Source organism: Brevundimonas viscosa, assembly GCF_900116065.1.
Classification (GTDB): Bacteria; Pseudomonadota; Alphaproteobacteria; order Caulobacterales; family Caulobacteraceae; genus Brevundimonas; species Brevundimonas viscosa.
Genome location: NZ_FOZV01000004.1, coordinates 137,572 through 152,851, shown reverse-complemented (window position 1 = coordinate 152,851; position 15,280 = coordinate 137,572). Strand labels below are relative to the sequence as shown.

General features: G+C 70.8%; 16 protein-coding genes and 2 tRNA genes. 10 read left to right on the top strand and 8 right to left on the bottom strand.

The annotated features are described in order from the left end of the window. Window positions 1–15: 15 nt before the first annotated feature. The 4 genes from BM333_RS09220 to BM333_RS09205 all read left to right on the top strand — a co-directional run bounded on the left by BM333_RS09220 (window position 16) and on the right by BM333_RS09205 (window position 4,448). Window positions 16–864, top strand: a complete 849-nt coding sequence (locus BM333_RS09220; RefSeq protein ID WP_092310215.1) for a 3-hydroxybutyrate dehydrogenase — start codon at window positions 16–18, stop codon at window positions 862–864. 145 nt (window positions 865–1,009) lie between these two features. Next, window positions 1,010–3,175, top strand: coding sequence for a TonB-dependent receptor (locus tag BM333_RS09215; RefSeq protein ID WP_092310212.1), 2,166 nt, complete (start codon window positions 1,010–1,012; stop codon window positions 3,173–3,175). Continuing rightward, on the top strand, window positions 3,085–4,269 hold the full coding sequence (locus tag BM333_RS09210) for a PepSY-associated TM helix domain-containing protein (RefSeq protein ID WP_092310209.1): 1,185 nt from the start codon (window positions 3,085–3,087) through the stop codon (window positions 4,267–4,269). The genes BM333_RS09215 and BM333_RS09210 overlap by 91 nt, the downstream gene beginning before the upstream one ends. Beyond that, on the top strand, window positions 4,266–4,448 hold the full coding sequence (locus BM333_RS09205; RefSeq protein ID WP_092310206.1) for a hypothetical protein: 183 nt from the start codon (window positions 4,266–4,268) through the stop codon (window positions 4,446–4,448). Before BM333_RS09210 ends, BM333_RS09205 begins: the two co-directional genes overlap by 4 nt. A gap of 13 nt (window positions 4,449–4,461) precedes the next feature. Here BM333_RS09205 and BM333_RS09200 read toward each other — a convergent pair whose 3' ends face one another. Together BM333_RS09200 and BM333_RS09195 are read right to left on the bottom strand one after the other, a co-directional pair. After that, window positions 4,462–5,400, bottom strand: a complete 939-nt coding sequence (locus BM333_RS09200; protein ID WP_092310203.1) for an L-threonylcarbamoyladenylate synthase — start codon at window positions 5,398–5,400, stop codon at window positions 4,462–4,464. A gap of 64 nt (window positions 5,401–5,464) precedes the next feature. After that, window positions 5,465–6,016: a cytochrome b gene (locus BM333_RS09195; RefSeq protein ID WP_092310200.1), complete on the bottom strand. Its 552-nt coding sequence runs from the start codon at window positions 6,014–6,016 to the stop codon at window positions 5,465–5,467. Between the two features lie 120 nt (window positions 6,017–6,136). Here BM333_RS09195 and BM333_RS09190 point away from each other — a divergent pair, with 120 nt between their 5' ends. Continuing rightward, complete coding sequence (locus BM333_RS09190; protein WP_092310197.1) at window positions 6,137–7,918, top strand: acyl-CoA dehydrogenase; 1,782 nt, start codon at window positions 6,137–6,139, stop codon at window positions 7,916–7,918. Here BM333_RS09190 and BM333_RS09185 read toward each other — a convergent pair. Further along, a complete protein-coding gene (locus BM333_RS09185) occupies window positions 7,915–8,724 on the bottom strand; it encodes a S1 family peptidase (protein ID WP_092310194.1) in 810 nt (269 codons plus the stop codon). The genes BM333_RS09190 and BM333_RS09185 overlap by 4 nt on opposite strands. A gap of 87 nt (window positions 8,725–8,811) precedes the next feature. On the opposite strand from BM333_RS09185, the gene BM333_RS09180 reads away from it, so the two are divergent. Next, the gene (locus BM333_RS09180) at window positions 8,812–10,992 is read left to right on the top strand and encodes a S9 family peptidase (RefSeq protein ID WP_092310191.1); all 2,181 of its coding nucleotides are present in this window, start codon (window positions 8,812–8,814) and stop codon (window positions 10,990–10,992) included. A gap of 15 nt (window positions 10,993–11,007) precedes the next feature. Here the strand turns inward: BM333_RS09180 and BM333_RS09175 are convergent, their stop codons facing one another. Beyond that, a complete protein-coding gene (locus tag BM333_RS09175) occupies window positions 11,008–11,475 on the bottom strand; it encodes a DUF1036 domain-containing protein (RefSeq protein WP_092310188.1) in 468 nt (155 codons plus the stop codon). Window positions 11,476–11,558: 83 nt separating this feature from the next. Between BM333_RS09175 and BM333_RS09170 the strand changes: the two genes are divergently transcribed. Next, window positions 11,559–12,116, top strand: a complete 558-nt coding sequence (locus tag BM333_RS09170) for a GNAT family N-acetyltransferase (RefSeq protein WP_092310185.1) — start codon at window positions 11,559–11,561, stop codon at window positions 12,114–12,116. 28 nt (window positions 12,117–12,144) lie between these two features. Here BM333_RS09170 and BM333_RS09165 read toward each other — a convergent pair whose 3' ends face one another. After that, window positions 12,145–12,600 carry a response regulator gene (locus tag BM333_RS09165; RefSeq protein ID WP_092310182.1) on the bottom strand — a complete coding sequence of 152 codons (456 nt, stop codon included), beginning with the start codon at window positions 12,598–12,600 and terminating at the stop codon, window positions 12,145–12,147. Window positions 12,601–12,728: 128 nt separating this feature from the next. On the opposite strand from BM333_RS09165, the gene BM333_RS09160 reads away from it, so the two are divergent. Together BM333_RS09160 and BM333_RS09155 are read left to right on the top strand one after the other, a co-directional pair. Further along, a complete protein-coding gene (locus BM333_RS09160) occupies window positions 12,729–13,328 on the top strand; it encodes a sensor histidine kinase (RefSeq protein WP_092310179.1) in 600 nt (199 codons plus the stop codon). Window positions 13,329–13,372: 44 nt separating this feature from the next. Continuing rightward, entirely contained in the window at window positions 13,373–13,618 is a 246-nt protein-coding gene (locus BM333_RS09155; protein ID WP_092310176.1) for a hypothetical protein, read from the top strand. On the opposite strand, the gene BM333_RS09150 is transcribed toward BM333_RS09155, so the two are convergent. Together BM333_RS09150 and BM333_RS09145 are read right to left on the bottom strand one after the other, a co-directional pair. Continuing rightward, window positions 13,615–13,854 (bottom strand): hypothetical protein, encoded by a 240-nt coding sequence (locus BM333_RS09150; protein ID WP_092310173.1) that lies wholly within the window; start codon window positions 13,852–13,854, stop codon window positions 13,615–13,617. The two genes, BM333_RS09155 and BM333_RS09150, sit on opposite strands and share 4 nt — an antisense overlap. Before the next feature lie 73 nt (window positions 13,855–13,927). Continuing rightward, window positions 13,928–14,001, bottom strand: a tRNA-Gln gene (locus tag BM333_RS09145). Window positions 14,002–14,188: 187 nt separating this feature from the next. On the opposite strand from BM333_RS09145, the gene BM333_RS09140 reads away from it, so the two are divergent. After that, window positions 14,189–14,265 (top strand) — tRNA-Pro (locus BM333_RS09140). Window positions 14,266–14,353: 88 nt separating this feature from the next. Here BM333_RS09140 and BM333_RS09135 read toward each other — a convergent pair. Continuing rightward, on the bottom strand, window positions 14,354–15,262 hold the full coding sequence (locus tag BM333_RS09135) for an AprI/Inh family metalloprotease inhibitor (RefSeq protein WP_092310170.1): 909 nt from the start codon (window positions 15,260–15,262) through the stop codon (window positions 14,354–14,356). Window positions 15,263–15,280 lie beyond the last annotated feature (18 nt).

Genomic DNA, 15,280 nt, shown 5'->3' with positions numbered 1-15,280 from the left:
ACGGACGATAACCTCATGTTCCAGTGGCCCAAGCGCGGCGACGCCTCCGACACGGCTCGCGAGCCCTTCCGCGACATCGGCGACCTGAAGGGACAGGTGGCGGTGATCTCGGGCTCCACCTCGGGCATCGGCCTGGCCATGGCCCGGGCCATCGCCTCGCGCGGCGGCGACGTGGTCCTGAACGGGCTCGGCGACCCCTCCGAGATCGAGCGCACGCGCGCCGAGATGGAAGCCAGCTGCGGGGTGCGGGTGCGCTACCACGCCGCCGACATGCGGCGCGGCGACGAGGTCGCCGACATGGTCGCCTTCGCGCGGCACCAGCTCGGCCGGGTGGACATCCTGATCAACAACGCCGGCGTCCAGCACGTCGAGGCGGTGGAGAAGTTCCCGGCCGACAAGTGGGAGCAGATCGTCGCCGTCAACCTGTCCTCGACCTTCTACGCCACGCGGGCGGCGATCCCGATCATGAAGGCGCAGGGCCGCGGGCGGATCATCAACGTGGCCTCGGCCCACGGCCTGGTCGCCAGCCCGTTCAAGTCGGCCTATGTCGCCGCCAAGCACGGCGTCCTCGGCTTCACCAAGACGGTGGCGCTCGAGGTGGCCCAGGACGGCATCACCTGCAACGCCCTCTGCCCCGGCTTCGTCGAAACGCCGATCGTCGAGAAGCAGATCGCCGACCAGGCCAGGACGCGGGGGATGTCGAAGGAGCAGGTGCTGAAGGACGTGATCCTCGGCTCGCAACCGACCAAGCGCTTCGTGACCACCGACGAACTGGTCGGGATGATGCTCTACCTCGTCTCCGACCTTGGCGCGTCCGCCAACGGCGCCAGCTTCTCGATCGACGGCGGCTGGACCGCTCAATAGGCTCCCCGCCACGCCCGGTCGTGGACGGCCTCAACCTCGGTTCCCGGTGCGGCGCGCCGTCGCGCCTCCCGGTTCCGCTTCGCAGGACCTTGCACGGCCCGGGCGCGACAGATAATGCGAGCCATTCGCATTTCTGGAGCCAGTCGTGTCCCGTCGCCTCGCCGTCCTGCTGTCCTCCGTCGCCGTCGCCGCGGTGGCGGTTTCGACGCCCGCTCTCGCCCAGGAGGTCGAAGCCGCCACCGAGCTCGGCGAGATCGTGGTCACCGGCTCCCAGGTCCGCCTGCCGCCCGCCTACGCCGGCGGACAGGTGGCGACCGGCGGCCGCGCCGGGCTGCTCGGCTCGCTCGATCTGATGGACACGCCCTTCGCCACGACCAGCTACACGGAGGCGCTGATCCGCGACCAGCAGGCGCGCAGCGTCGCCGACGTGCTGCAGAATGACCCCGCCGTGCGCGTCACCAAGGGCTTCGGCAACTTCCAGGAGCTGTACGTCATCCGCGGCTTCCCGGTGTATTCCGACGACATGACCTACAACGGCCTGTTCGGCGTCCTGCCGCGCCAGTTCGTGGCCGCGGAGCTGCTGGAGCGGGTCGAGGTGTTCCACGGAGCGACCGCCTTCCTGAACGGAGCCGCGCCCGGGGGCAGCGGCGTCGGCGGCGCCTTCAATCTCGTGCCCAAGCGGGCCGGGGACGTCCCCCTGAACCGGCTGAGCGCCGGCTGGTCGGGGGAGGACGAGCTCTACGCAGCCGCCGACCTGTCGCGCCGCTTCGGCGCCGACCGGGAGTGGGGCCTGCGCCTGAATCTTGCCGGGCGCGACGGGTCCGGCGCGGTGGACGGCGAGGACCGCCAGCTGCGCGTCATCGGGCTGGGCGTCGACCATCGCGGCGACCGCACCCGCTTCTCGGCCGACCTCGGCTGGCAGGACCACCGCATCGATGCGCCGCGGCCCAGCGTCACCCCGACCGGCTCGGTCCCTGCGCCGCCCGACGCGGACGCCAACTTCGCCCAGCCGTGGACGTACACCGACGAGCAGCAGCTGTTCGGCGCGGCGCGCGGCGAGGTCGACCTGACCGACGACGTCGTCGCCTGGGCGGCGTTCGGCGGGCGGCAGGGCGAGGAGGCGAACCGGCTGGCCAACCCGCGGGCGCAGGCCAACGGAACCCTTAGCGCCTACCGCTTCGACAACGAGCGCCGCGACACGGTGTGGTCCGGGGACGTCGGTGTGCGCGCCGACCTGACCACCGGCGCCGTCGGCCACCGCCTCGTCGCCTCGGCCTCCAGGGTGCAATCGAAGTCGGAGAACGCCTACGCCTTCTCGAACTTCGCCGGCTTCGCCAGCGACCTGTACGACCCGGTCGCCGTCGCGCCGCCGGCCGCGGACTTCTTCGTCGGCGGCGACATGGACGCCCCGAACGTCACCGAGCGGGTGGAGAACGCCTCCCTCGCACTCGCCGACATGATGTCGTTCCTGGATGGCCGTCTGCTCGTGACGGCGGGGGTGCGCCACCAGAGCATCGAGACCCGCTCGTACGACTACAACACAGGCGCCGGGTCCTCATCCTACGAGGGAGACGCGATCACGCCGGCCTTCGCGGTCGTCTACAAGCCGTCCGAGCGGGTGTCTCTCTACGCCAACTATGCGGAAGCCCTCGTCCCCGGACAGACGGCCCCGGCGGTCAGCGGCGGGGTCCCGGTCGACAACGCCGGCGAGGTGCTCGACCCCTTCCGCGGCGAACAGGCCGAGGTGGGCGCGAAGTACGACGGCGGCGCGTTCGGCACGTCGATCAGTCTGTTCCGCCTGACCCTGCCCAGCGCCTTCGTCGAGAACAACGTCTTCGCCGCCAACGGCGAGCAGGAGAACCGCGGTCTCGAACTGAGCCTGTTCGGGGAGCCGGTCGAGGGCCTGCGCCTGCTGGGCGGCGTCACCTTGCTGGACGCGGAGCTGACCCGGACCGCCGGGGGGACGGGCGACGGAAACGCCCCCATCGGCGCGCCGGAGTTGCAGGGCAATCTCAATGTCGAGTGGGACATCCCCGCCGTCCCCGGCCTGACCCTGGAAGGCCGGGCGGTTCACACCGGTCCCCAGTTCGTCAACGCGGCGAACACGGTCGAGCTTGAGTCCTGGACCCGCTTCGACGCCGGGGTTCGCTACGCCTTCGAGGCCGGGGGGCGGTCGGTGACCGTGCGCGCCCGGGTCGAGAACCTGGCCGACGAGGATCAGTGGGTCGCGGTCGGCGGCTATCCGGGGGCCAACTACCTGACGCTGGGGGCCCCGCGCAGCGTCTCCGTGTCGATCTCGGCGGACTTCTGACCGGAATGAGGACGCAGACGCTGCGCGCGTGGTCGTGGGTGCACAGGTGGTCGAGCCTGGTCTCGACCCTGTTCCTGCTGATGCTCTGCATCACCGGCCTGCCGCTCGTCTTCTCGCACGAGATCGACGAGGTCCTGCTGCATCAGGACTGGAAGCCGGCCGCCGAGGGACGCAGCCTCGATCTGGATCAGGTGCTGGACGCCGCCCTGTCGCGCCATTCGGGCGGGGTTCCGGCCTTCATGAGCTTCGACGAGGACCGGCCGGTGGTGAACGTGACCAGCGTCGATCCCGACGGCGCGGCGGGCCAGTACACCTTCCAGCCCGTCGACCGGACGAGTGGAGCCCCCGCCCCGCCGGTCTCCGGCCACCCGGTCATGGAGTTCCTGCTCCAGCTGCACACGGACCTGTTCCTCGGCCTGCCCGGCATGCTGTTCCTCGGGCTGATGGGGCTGATGCTGGTGGCCGCCGTGGTCTCGGGCGTCGTGCTCTATGCGCCGTTCATGCGCCGCCTGCCGTTCGGCACGGTGCGGGCCTCGAAGAAGGCGCGGGCGCGCTGGCTGGACTATCACAACCTGCTGGGGGTGGTGACGGTGGCCTGGGTGCTGGTGGTCGGGGTCACGGGCGTGGTCAACACCCTGGCCGTGCCGATCATCGCCTACTGGAAGGACACGGCGCTGAAGGAGCTGACCGAGGCCTATGACGCCCCGGCGCCCCTTACGGAGCGCAGTTCGCTGGACGATGCGGTCCGCCGCGCCCGCGAAGCCCTGCCGGGGATGAAGCTGCAGTTCGTCGCCTTCCCCGGCTCCAGCTACTCCACCGAGCATCACTACGCGGTCTTCTTCCACGGCGAGACGCCGCTGACCGCCCACCTGACCACCCCCGCCCTGATCGACGCCCGCACGGGCGAGCTGGCCGCGGTCGCGCCGACTCCCTGGTATGTGACGGTCCTGTCGCTGTCGCAGCCGCTGCACTTCGGCGACTACGGCGGGTTGCCGCTGAAGATCGTCTGGGCGCTGCTCGACTTCGTCACCATCGTGGTGCTGGTCTCGGGCCTGTACCTGTGGTTCGCCCGTCGCCGGACCGCCCGTCCATGAGCCGCAGGGACCTGCCGTTCCGCGCCGTCTTCGGCGCCCCCTTGGTCATCGGCGGCTTCAGCCTCGCCGGCCTGGTCGGGGCCCTGCTCGACGACGGGGTCTGGGACCGGCTTGGGACAGGCCTGCTGGCGGTCAGCCTGGCGGCGCTCGTCTGGGCGCTGGCCACGCGACGCCGGTAAGCCGCGGCCGCGCCTATCCGACGAAGCCCGCCGCGCGCTTCAGCCGATCGTTGATGGCCTCGCCGAGGCCGTGCGCCGGGATGGGCGATACGGCGATGGCGGCAGGCTTTTGACGATCGGCCTCGCGCAAACGCCGGAACAGGTTGGCGGCCGCCTCCCGGAGGTCGCCGTCGGGACTGAGGCTCCAGCGAGGATCGCCGACGCCGGGCCCGAAGCCGAGGAGGATCTCGCCCTCTCCGGCCCTGTCGACGTTGATCCGGACCGGAGCGTCGGGGGCGTAGTGCAGGGTCGTGCGGCCCGGCGATCGATGCCCCTCCCCGCCCTCGTCGAGCGGGCCGACCACCGCCTCGATCTCCTCGCGGGTGACCGAGCCGGGGCGCAGCAGGGCGATCCGGCCGTCCAGCACCGAGACGACGGTGGATTCCACACCCACGGCGCAGGGTCCGCCGTCGACGGCGTCGGCGGCGGCATGGCCGGTCTCCTCGACGGCGTCGTCGAAGGTGGTCGGGCTGGGGCGCCCGGAGCGGTTGGCCGAGGGGGCGACGACCGGCCTGCCGAAGGCGGCGATGACGGCGCGGGCGCGGACGTGGCCGGGCACGCGGACGGCGACGCTGTCCAGCCCGGCGCGGGCCAGGTCGCAGACGGCGAGACGGTCGCGCACCGGCGCCACGATCGTCAGCGGGCCGGGCCAGAAGGCGTCGGCGAGGGCGCGGGCGCGGGCGTCGAAGACGGCGATCGCCTCGGCTTGGGCGGCGTCGGCCACGTGGGCGATCAGCGGGTTGAAGCGCGGGCGGCCCTTGGCCTCAAAGATGGCCGCGACCGCTTGCGCGTCGGCGGCGTCGGCGGCCAAGCCATACACCGTCTCGGTGGGCAGGATGACCAGCCCGCCGCAGGCAAGCGCCTCGACGGCCTGGGCGTCGGTCGCACCGCGCTGGTTTTCGCCGCCGGGCATGGGCCGCTCCGCTGCTGAGGCGGCGGTGATGCGCTCCCGGCCGCCGGCAGACAAGTCCCCGCCGTCAGGGTCGGCGCGGGATCAGCGGGATCATCCGGTGGAGGACGTTGTCGCGATCGATGAAGTGGTGCTTGAGCGCGCCGATCACGTGCAGGACCACGAGGGCGATCAGCAGCTTTCCGGCGAGTTCGTGCAGATCCATCAGCGACCCGGCGGTCTCGCGCCCGCCACCGATCGGCAGCAGCGGCCAGTTGAACAGGCCGAACCAGACGATGTCGCGACCTGCCGCCGAGGAGGCGGCCCAGCCGACCAGCGGCATGGCGATGAGGAAGACATAGAACAGCACGTGGGTGCCGCGGGCGACCAGCTTCTGCCAGCGAGGTGTTTCGGCCGGCAGCGGGATGGCCGGATTTGCGACACGCCAGCCGAGGCGCACCAGCGTCAGGACCAGGATCGAGAGACCGACGGACTTGTGCATGTTCACGAACTCGCGCGACGTCGATCCCTCGGTCACTTCATGGGCCCAGATCAGGCCCAGCTGGGTCACGACCAGGGCGGCGATCAGCCAGTGCAGCACAAGCGAGATGGTGGAGTAGCGGTTGCGTGGTTCGGCCATGGGTCCCTCCTCCAAGGATGCGGCAGCTTGGCCCACTCCGGCCGCCCCGCCAAGCCGCCGCTTGCGTGACCCGGCGGCAAGGCGGCATGGAAGGGCTCCACGACAAGCCGAGCCGAACCGATGACCTACCGCGCGCCCGTCCGCGATCTCGCCTTCACCCTGCAGGCCGTGGCCGGGATCGACCGGCTGGCGGCGACCGGCGCCTTTCCGGACTACGACGCCGAACTGATGGGCGCGGTGCTGGAGGCGGCGGGCCAGTTCTCGGAGGAGGTGCTGGAGCCGCTGAACCGGGTCGGCGACCGGCACGGCGCGACCTGCGTCGATGGAAACGTCGCCACCGCGCCCGGATTCGCCGACGCCTACCGTCAGTTCGCGGCCGGCGGCTGGACCGGCCTCTCGGCGCCGGCCCACGCCGGCGGACAGCAGCTGCCCAAGGCGCTGGAGCTGGCGGCCTACGAGACGGTGCACTCGGCCAACATGGCCTTCGGCCTGTGCCCGATGCTGTCTCTGGCGGCGATCGAGGCGCTGGAGGCGTTCGGGACCAAGGCCCAGAAGGCGACCTACCTCACGAGACTGGTCTCCGGCGAGTGGACCGGGGCCATGGTGCTGACCGAGCCCCAGGCGGGGTCGGACCTCGGGGCGCTGACGGCCACGGCGACGCCGAATAGCGACGGGAGCTACAGCCTCACCGGCCAGAAGATCTTCATCACCTGGGGCGACCACGACGCGACGGACAATATCGTCCACATGGTGCTGGCCCGCCTGCCCGACGCCCCGCCGGGACCGAAGGGCATCAGCCTGTTCCTCGCCTCGAAATATCTGGTGAGCCCGGACGGGAGCCTCGGCGCGCGCAACGCCTTCCGGCCGGTCAGCGTCGAGCACAAGCTGGGCATCCATGGCTCGCCCACCTGCGTGATGGCCTACGAGGGCGCGACCGCCGAACTGGTCGGGCGACCGAACGAGGGCCTGTCGCACATGTTCGTCATGATGAACGCCGCGCGGCTGGCGGTGGGGGTCGAAGGGGTGGCGATCGCCGAGCGCGCCTTCCAGCACGCGCTGGCCTATGCGCGAGAGCGGGTGCAGGGCCGCTCGGTGTGGACCGGGGCCGCCGCGCCGATCGTCGATCATCCCGACGTGCGCCGCACGCTGTCGGTGATGAAGGCCAAGATCGCCGCCGCCCGCGCCATCTGCCTGTCCACCGGGGTGGCGGCCGATCTGGCGCGCCACGCCCCCGACGAGACCGAACGGAAATTCTGGAAGGGCCGCGAGGACCTGTTCACCCCCATCGCCAAGGCCTGGTCGACCGACGTCGGCGTCGAGGTGGCCTCCATGGGCGTGCAGGTGCACGGCGGCATGGGCTTCATCGAGGAGACCGGCGCGGCCCAGTACTACCGCGACGCCCGGATCGCCCCGATCTACGAGGGCACCAACGGCATCCAGGCCATGGACCTCGTCGGCCGCAAGCTGTCGCAGGACGGAGGCGAGGCGGCCAGGGCCCTGATCGCCGACATGAAGGTGACCCTGACCGAGCTGCCGCGCCTCTACGTCGGCAAGCCGGTGGAGCGGATGGCCAACGCCATTGAGGCGGTCGAGGACGCCACCCTGTGGCTGCTGGACGCCAAGGCCGACCCGGCGCGCGCGGCGGACGTACTGGCGGCGGCCGACGCCTATCTGAAGCTGGTCGGCGACGTGGCGGGCGGCTGGATGCTGGCGCGCGGCGCGCTCTGGGCGCGAGCCGAACTGGACGCCGGCCAGGGCGATCCCGGCTGGCTAGAGGGCAAGATCGCGCTCTACGAGGTCTACGCCGCCAATGTGCTGGGCCATGTCTCCAGCCGCTTGGCCGCGGTCGGCCAGGGCGGCGCCCTGCTGGAGCGGATGACCGTGGAAGTGCTGGCCGGCTAGGGCCCGGCCGCCGCGTCCATCAGGGCGATGGCCTCGCGGATGTAGTCCGCGTGGGCCACGATGCCGATGCCGACGTCGCGACCGCCGACCTGCATCGACTGAACCAGCACCCCGGCGACGAAGGGATGCTCCGGCTGCACCGTGCCCGGCAGCTTGCGCGCCGCCGGGGTCCAGAATACCGGGCCGCCGGAGTTGCCGGGGAAGACCGCGAAGTCGAGCAGGAAGGTCGGAAACTCCCCGATCGGGGTGAGCGGCCATGAGGCGACGCGGCCGGTGCGCAGGATCGGGAAGCCGACCTTGTTGGCGGCGTAGCCATGCGGGTAGCCCAGCGTCATCAGCTCGTCGCCGGGACCGACCTGCCAGGCGTCCAGCGTCTCCGCCCCGGCCAGCCAGCCCAGCGGAAGGGCGGCGCGGGCGAACTCCGGCGGCGCCGACACCGCCATGACGGCGACGTCGCGCTCGGGGTGGCGGGTCCAGCGCGGAGCGCCGTCCTCGTCGCGGATGCGCAGCGGCTCGGGCGCGAAGCGCCAGCCGCCGTCGGTCGCCCGCGTCCGCCAGCCGATCCGCGCCTCGGACGCCGGCATGCCGTCCAGCACGTGGGCGGCGGTGACCATCACCGTGCGCGGCAGGCCGTCGGGGCCCGGCGCGTCGACAAGGAAGGCGGCGCCGACCCGACGATTGGCTCCGTCGGCCAGCGGCTGGTCGATCTGCACCGTGGCCGAGATCAGCCCCAGCGTCAGGTCCCAGGCGGGGCGGGCCTCGACGGCCTCGGCGATCGGCGGCGGCGGGACAGGCAGGTCGAACATCGGGCTCATGGGAACGCGGCGCTTTGTTCATTTGACGGCGGGGGCTCGCCGCGCACAAGGTCCGCCGTCATTTCGGGGACCCGCCACATGAATCGCCGCGACCTGCTCGCCACCGCCTCCGCCGCGCTCGCGGCCTCCGCCCTCCCCTCCACCGTGCAAGCTTCCGGAGCCTCGATGTCCCAGGGCCGTCCCGTCCCGCCCGTCGCCAAGAAGATTCCCGTCACCATCGAGCAACTCGGCCGCACCCGCGTCGACGAGTACCAGTGGATGAAGGACGACAACTGGCAGGCGGTGCTGCGGGACCCGAGCCTGATCAAGGCCGACGTCAAGGAGCACCTGACCGCCGAGAACGCCTACCGCGAGGCGATGATGGCCTCGACCGTGCCGCTGCAGGCGACGATGTTCGAGGAGATGAAGGGGCGCATCAAGGAGGACGACAGCTCGGTCCCCGCCCCGGACGGCCCGTGGGCCTACTACACCCGCTATCGCACGGGTGATCAGCATCCCCTGTTCTGCCGCCGCCCGCGCGACCGGGAGGACGGCGAGGTCGTGCTGCTGGACGCCAACGCCCTCGCCGCCGGCAAGGCCTATTCCGAGGTCTCGAGCGCCGAACACAGCCCTGACCACAGCCTGTTCGCCTACGCCGAGGACGCCCAGGGCTCGGAGGTGCACCAGATCTACGTCAAGGACCTGGCCACCGGCGAGGTGCTGCCCGACCCGATCCAGTCGGCCAACGGCAACTTCACCTTCTCGCCTGACAGCCAGTGGGTCTTCTGGACCAATCGCAACGACAACGGCCGCCCGGACAAGATCTTCCGCCGCCCCGCGCGCGGCGGCGAGACCAGCCTCGTCTACGAGGAGGAGGACGAGGGCATGTTCATCGGCGTCGGCCGCACGGCCGATGACCGCTTCGTGGTGATCTCGATCGAGAACCAGGAGACCTCGGAGGTTCGGTACCTGCCGGCCGATGATCTCTCCGGGACGCCGCGCGTGCTGGAGCCGCGGGTGACCGCCCGCCGCTACGACGCCGACCACTGGGGCGACCGCTGGGTGATCCGCACCAACGCGGACGACGCGATCGACTTCAAGATCGTCGAGGCTCCGACCGGGGCTCCGGCCAGGGCGAACTGGAAGGACCTGGTTCCGCACACGCCGGGGCGGTTCATCGAGGGCATGGCCCTGGTGAAGGACTTCCTTGGCCGGCAGGAGCGCGCCGACGCCAACACGAAGATCGTCATTCGCGACCGCGCTGGCGCCGAGCACGAAATCGGCGTGGACGAGCCCGCCTACGCCCTGTCGCTGGGCGGCGCCTCGGAGTTCGACACCACGGTCATGCGCTACGGCTACAACTCGCCGTCGACCCCGACCTCGACCTACGACTACGACCTGGCGACCCGCGAGCGGACCCTGCGCAAGGTCCAGGAGATTCCGTCGGGCCACAATCCCGAGGACTATGTCGTCGAGCGACTGAACGCGGCGGCGGCGGACGGGGAGCTGGTGCCGGTGACGCTGGTGCGCCGCAAGTCGACCCCGGTGGACGGCTCGGCGCCCCTGCTGCTCTACGGCTACGGCTCCTACGGCATCCCCATGCCGGCCAGCTTCTCGACCAACCGGCTGTCGCTGGTCGACCGCGGCTGGATCTACGCCATCGCCCACATCCGCGGCGGCTCGGACAAGGGCTGGAACTGGTTCCTGTCGGCGCGGCGGATGACCAAGAAGAACACCTTCACCGACTTCATCGCCGCCGCCGAGCACCTGATCGATCGCAACTACGCCCGCGCCGGGAACATCGTCGCCCAGGGCGGCTCGGCCGGCGGCCTGCTGATTGGGGCGGTCACCAACATGCGGCCCGACCTGTGGGCCGGGGTGATCGGCCAGGTGCCCTTCGTCGACGTCATCAACACGATGAGCGACACCTCGCTGCCGCTGACGCCGCCGGAGTGGCCGGAGTGGGGCAATCCGATCGAGGACCCCGCGGCCTACGACTACATGTTCTCCTACAGCCCCTACGACCAGGTGGGGCCGAAGGCCTATCCGGCGGTGCTGGCCACGGGCGGCCTGTCGGACCCGCGGGTGACCTACTGGGAGCCGGAGAAGTGGGTGGCGCGGCTCAGGCCCGCGACCACCTCGGACAAGCCGGTGCTGCTGAAGATCAACATGGAGGCCGGCCACGGCGGCGCCTCGGGCCGCTTCGACTACCTGAAGGAGGTCGCCCACGACTACGCCTTCGCGATCTGGGCGGTGGAGAAGGGCTGGGAGCGGGTCTGACCCGCTCCCAGCCGGCTAGGGGGCGAGCGTCCAGGTGTAGGCCCCCGGCTCGGTGGCCGAGGCCGGAACGAAGTTCCGCAGCTCCTGCCACGACTTGCACTCGGTGGAGCCGTCCGAGTGGAAGGCGTAGGGCCCGGGGTACTCCACGCAGAGGCTGTGGTTGCCCTGCCACCGGCGGCCCGAACCGTCCGTCGCATCGGCGTAGAAGTAGAAGTTGGCGTTGTCGGTGGCGACCAGGTTCGAACAGGCCCCGTCGGGGACGTCGTACCAGCCGCGGTTGATGAACTGGCTGGCGCCGACCTCGACGTAGGAGACCGCGACCTTGGCGTTTCGCCCGCTGTCGTTGCAGACGCGCAGCTCGACAGTGGGCCGCGCGTTGCCTCCGTTGACGGCCTCAGTCCTGGGGGCCGGCTTGGCCTGGGCCCATGCGACCGGTGCGGCGGCGACCGAGACGGCCAGCGAGACGACGAACAGTGCCTTCATGACTTTCCCCTTCTCCCCATCAACCAAGCATAGCAATGCTGGGTGGACTCACCAGTGACGACCGCTGACGAAGGACCCCGCGCATGAGCCTCGCCCTGCGTCCCGCCCGGCTGGATGACCTAGAGGCCATCGCGACGCTCTACGGACGAGAGGTCGAGGGCGGCACGGCCACATTCGAGCTGACGCCGCCCGGCGCGGCGGAGATGGGGCGCCGGCTCGCGGCGGTGGAGGCCGTCGGTCTGCCGTGGCTGGTCGCCGAGCTCGACGGTCGGTTCGCCGGCTACGCCTACGCCTCGCCCTTCCGACCGCGCCCGGCCTACCGGTACGGCGTCGAGGTGTCGATCTATGTCGAACCCGCCGCGCGCGGCCGCGGGGTGGGCCGGACGCTGCTCGAAGGCCTGATCGACGGCGTACGGGCGGTGGGCCTGCGCCATCTCATCGCCGCGGTCAGCGACAGCGCCTCCAGCGCCGCCTCGATCGCCCTGCATCGGTCGCTCGGCTTCGCCCCCGCGGGGGTCTATCGGCAGGTCGGCTGGAAGTTCGATCGCTGGCTGGACGTGACGCTGCTCCAGCTCGACCTGGCGCCGGACGGGGCCGACCCGACGACCCCGGGGCTCGACCTCTCCGGCGGCCTGGCCTGAAAGGGGGCGGCTCCGGAGGCCGACCTGATCAGTGCGGCGCGATGTCCTCCGGCGGCGTTGACAGCCACGGGGCCAGCCGGAAGCGGCGCGGCATCTCCCCGACGGTGCGGTGCAGTATGAACTGCCGGGCGAAAGCAACCACGGCCCGGATGGTCTGCTCGTCGAACGGCTTGGAGACGGCGCCGAGCGCACCGGAGAATCCCTCGGGGATCTGTTCGGGGTTCGCCGTCAGGAAGATCACCGCGGTTCCGTGATCCGCGACCAGCCTCTGGGCGACCTGGGGCCCGGTCATGCCGTCCAGCAGGTTCACATCGACGAGGGCCATTTCGGGGCTCTCCCGATCGGCGATGGCGAAAGCCCCGTCCCGGTCCATGGCGCAGCCAACGACGTCGCAGCCGCAATCGGCGAGCACCAGTTCGAGCTCCATGGCCAGCAGCGCCTGATCCTCGACGATCATGACCCTCAGATCGGGTGACTCGGCCATACCACACCCCCACGCTAACCAGACCCGTTCACCACGACTATGTCCGATAGCGGACGCTCAAACGCGCCGTTGGCTATTTGGTTCGGGCTGGAGTAGAAATTTCCGCCAATTCAATCGGTGGGGGACCGATGACGGCGGCGGAACACGGCACGGGCGAGCTTCAGCGACGGCTGCTGGGCGGCTACCAGCTGATCCAGACGCTGATCGGCATCCGTCTGCGCGCCGTCGATGATCCGGCCAGCAGGAGACACCTGACCTGGCTGAGCGACGTGGCGGCCGCCATGGATCTCCTGAGCCGCCGCCTCACCGCGGACGGACCTCTGGACTTCGTTGGTTATCTCGAGGACGTCGCGGCCTTCTGGACCCGGGCCTGCGAAGGGCGTCCGGTCCGTGTCGACGTGCGAGGGCAGGCCGCCCTCCTGCCGGACACCCACCTGTTGCCCCTCGCTATCGTCACCCACGAGTTGATCGCCAACGCCTGTCGCCACGCTTTCCCGTCCGGTCGGGCCGGATCGATCGCCGTCGCCTTCTCGCGCGCGGTGGGAGGCGTCAGCCTGGTGGTGCGGGATTCCGGCGTCGGCGCCGCGGCGATCGAACCGGGCGAGGGCCTCAGCCTCGTGTCGGGGCTGGTCGACCACCTCGGCGGGACGATGAGCATCGAAACCGCGCCCGGGGCGGGCGTCGGCGTACGGATCCGCCTGCCGCTCGACCCCTCGACAGCCCACTGACGTCAGCGCCGGAACGGACCGGTCCGCGCGGGGTTGGAGGAGGCATGGCCGATCCCGAAACCTCCAAAGCCTCCAGATCGCTCAACACCCCGGCGCGTCCGGGCCCGCCGGCGGGCGATTTCGCCGACGGCGATGACGAACTGCTCATCGACGGTCAGGAAGAGGTCTTCTCCCGCGCCGAGGTGGAGAGCGGGCGCATCGAACATCTGTCGCAGGCCGGGAGCGGCGAAGACCGGCCGACTAACCGCCGTGAACCGCCGGCGTCGTCGAAAGGGGCCGCGTCCACCTAGGGATCGAACGACCGCTCCTCCTCGAGCGGCGCGATGAACAGCCGGTCGCATTCGTTCCGCTCATTCTCGATCGGGATGACGGTGACGCGATCGTCCGCGTTCCGGATCACCTCCGCGACCACCTGTTCGAACACCTTCTCCTTGCCCGGCCTTCGGAAGAGCACGACGCCGTCCTTCGCATCGAGCACGCCATAGGCGGGGGAACCTTCGAGCAGGCTGTCGAGATGAAGCGCCATGCGTTCCACAATGTCGGGAACCGGCAATTGGTTCACCGGGACATGCCGGCGACCCGAAACGACGCGGAGCGGATGGCTGGGGAACTAGGACTCGAACCTAGAATGACGGTACCAAAAACCGTAGTGTTACCATTACACCATTCCCCAGCAGGTCCGGCGCAGCCCCGCCCTGCGGCGGGGAGGCGGTCGGATACGACAAGGCCGCCGGCAACGCAAGCGGGCTTTTTCGCTTTGGCGAAGGTCGCTTCCGGCGCGCTTCGCAGACTATTTTCGCAGAGGCGTTTTCGGCGCTTGCGGCCCCCCCACCCCGTCGTTATAAGCCCGCTCCTCAAGTCGGAGTGTGGCTCAGTCTGGTAGAGCACTGCGTTCGGGACGCAGGGGTCGCAGGTTCGAATCCTGCCACTCCGACCATCTTTCTCCCGCCCTCGAAATCCATGCCGTCGCCGGTCGCGATGGCCGTCGGCCGGACCCTGCAGGGCCCGGCCGGGCGCGCGTCGCCCTAGCGGTAGAGCACGATCTCCTCGCCCTCGGGCGTACGCCCGCTGAGCCGGTTGGGGCCGCCGCGCAGGATGGCCACCGTGCCGCCGCCGGCCTTGTAGAGCACCACCTGACGGTCCTCGAGACGCCAGCTGTTGACGAACATCAGATCCTCGAAACAGCCCGACGCGGACCCCTGCAGCGCCCCGAAGGCCGGGTTGGTGGTCAGGCGAACGGTGCACTCGCGGCGCTGGCCGGTCATGCCGATCTCGATGTGCCGCCAGGTTCCGGCGTAGGCGTCCGCCTGCGGAGGCGCGCCCCAGCCCCCGCCGCCGCGGCGATCGTCAGCGCGGTGGTCGTAGGCGTCCGCCATTGGCCCCGGACCGTCGTCTCCTTCGCGGCGCAACATCAGGCCGTCGCCAAGCAGCCGGCCTTCGACAAGCGACAGGCGCGGGCCGTTCTGGTCGGAGGGGCCGCGGAACAGGAGCACCTCACCGTTTTCGACACGCCAGTTGCTGATACGCGCGAGCCTCGACGGGCAGTCCTCGGTCTCCACGCCACGGACTCCGAGGAAGCCGCGCTCGCCGAAGATCATGCGGCAGCCCCCGACGTCGCGGCCGCCGTCGTCAGCCAGCCAGGCGCCGAAGACATCCTGCGGACGCGCCGGTTCAGCGCGCCGTCGCCAGTCCGGCTCGCGCCGTCCGGTCTGCCCCAGCAGGGCCCCGGCCAGCGCCTCGCCGAGGGCCCCGGCGTCGACCGAGGCGCTGCCGCCGACCGTGGTGCTCCGCGTCGTGGTCGTCGTGGTGTTCCCGTCCCGGGTGGTGGTCGTGGTCTCCCGGGTGCGCTCCCGCGACACCGACTGGGCCTCCGCCGGCACGGCAAACGGAAGGGCGACGGCCACGGCGAGGGCCGCGGCGATGGTTCTGGTCATGGTGAATCCCCCGTTGAC

Bases quoted from the DNA above. Each gene is read 5' to 3' on its own strand.
- BM333_RS09195 (WP_092310200.1), bottom strand. From the start codon at position 6,016: ATGGCCGAACCACGCAACCGCTACTCCACCATCTCGCTTGTGCTGCAC.
- BM333_RS09160 (WP_092310179.1), top strand. From the start codon at position 12,729: ATGACGGCGGCGGAACACGGCACGGGCGAGCTTCAGCGACGGCTGCTG.
- BM333_RS09220 (WP_092310215.1), top strand. From the start codon at position 16: ATGTTCCAGTGGCCCAAGCGCGGCGACGCCTCCGACACGGCTCGCGAG.
- BM333_RS09175 (WP_092310188.1), bottom strand. From the start codon at position 11,475: ATGAAGGCACTGTTCGTCGTCTCGCTGGCCGTCTCGGTCGCCGCCGCA.
- BM333_RS09185 (WP_092310194.1), bottom strand. From the start codon at position 8,724: ATGTTCGACCTGCCTGTCCCGCCGCCGCCGATCGCCGAGGCCGTCGAG.
- BM333_RS09180 (WP_092310191.1), top strand. From the start codon at position 8,812: ATGAATCGCCGCGACCTGCTCGCCACCGCCTCCGCCGCGCTCGCGGCC.
- BM333_RS09165 (WP_092310182.1), bottom strand. From the start codon at position 12,600: ATGGCCGAGTCACCCGATCTGAGGGTCATGATCGTCGAGGATCAGGCG.
- BM333_RS09190 (WP_092310197.1), top strand. From the start codon at position 6,137: ATGACCTACCGCGCGCCCGTCCGCGATCTCGCCTTCACCCTGCAGGCC.
- BM333_RS09205 (WP_092310206.1), top strand. From the start codon at position 4,266: ATGAGCCGCAGGGACCTGCCGTTCCGCGCCGTCTTCGGCGCCCCCTTG.
- BM333_RS09200 (WP_092310203.1), bottom strand. From the start codon at position 5,400: ATGCCCGGCGGCGAAAACCAGCGCGGTGCGACCGACGCCCAGGCCGTC.
- BM333_RS09135 (WP_092310170.1), bottom strand. From the start codon at position 15,262: ATGACCAGAACCATCGCCGCGGCCCTCGCCGTGGCCGTCGCCCTTCCG.
- BM333_RS09170 (WP_092310185.1), top strand. From the start codon at position 11,559: ATGAGCCTCGCCCTGCGTCCCGCCCGGCTGGATGACCTAGAGGCCATC.
- BM333_RS09150 (WP_092310173.1), bottom strand. From the start codon at position 13,854: ATGGCGCTTCATCTCGACAGCCTGCTCGAAGGTTCCCCCGCCTATGGC.
- BM333_RS09155 (WP_092310176.1), top strand. From the start codon at position 13,373: ATGGCCGATCCCGAAACCTCCAAAGCCTCCAGATCGCTCAACACCCCG.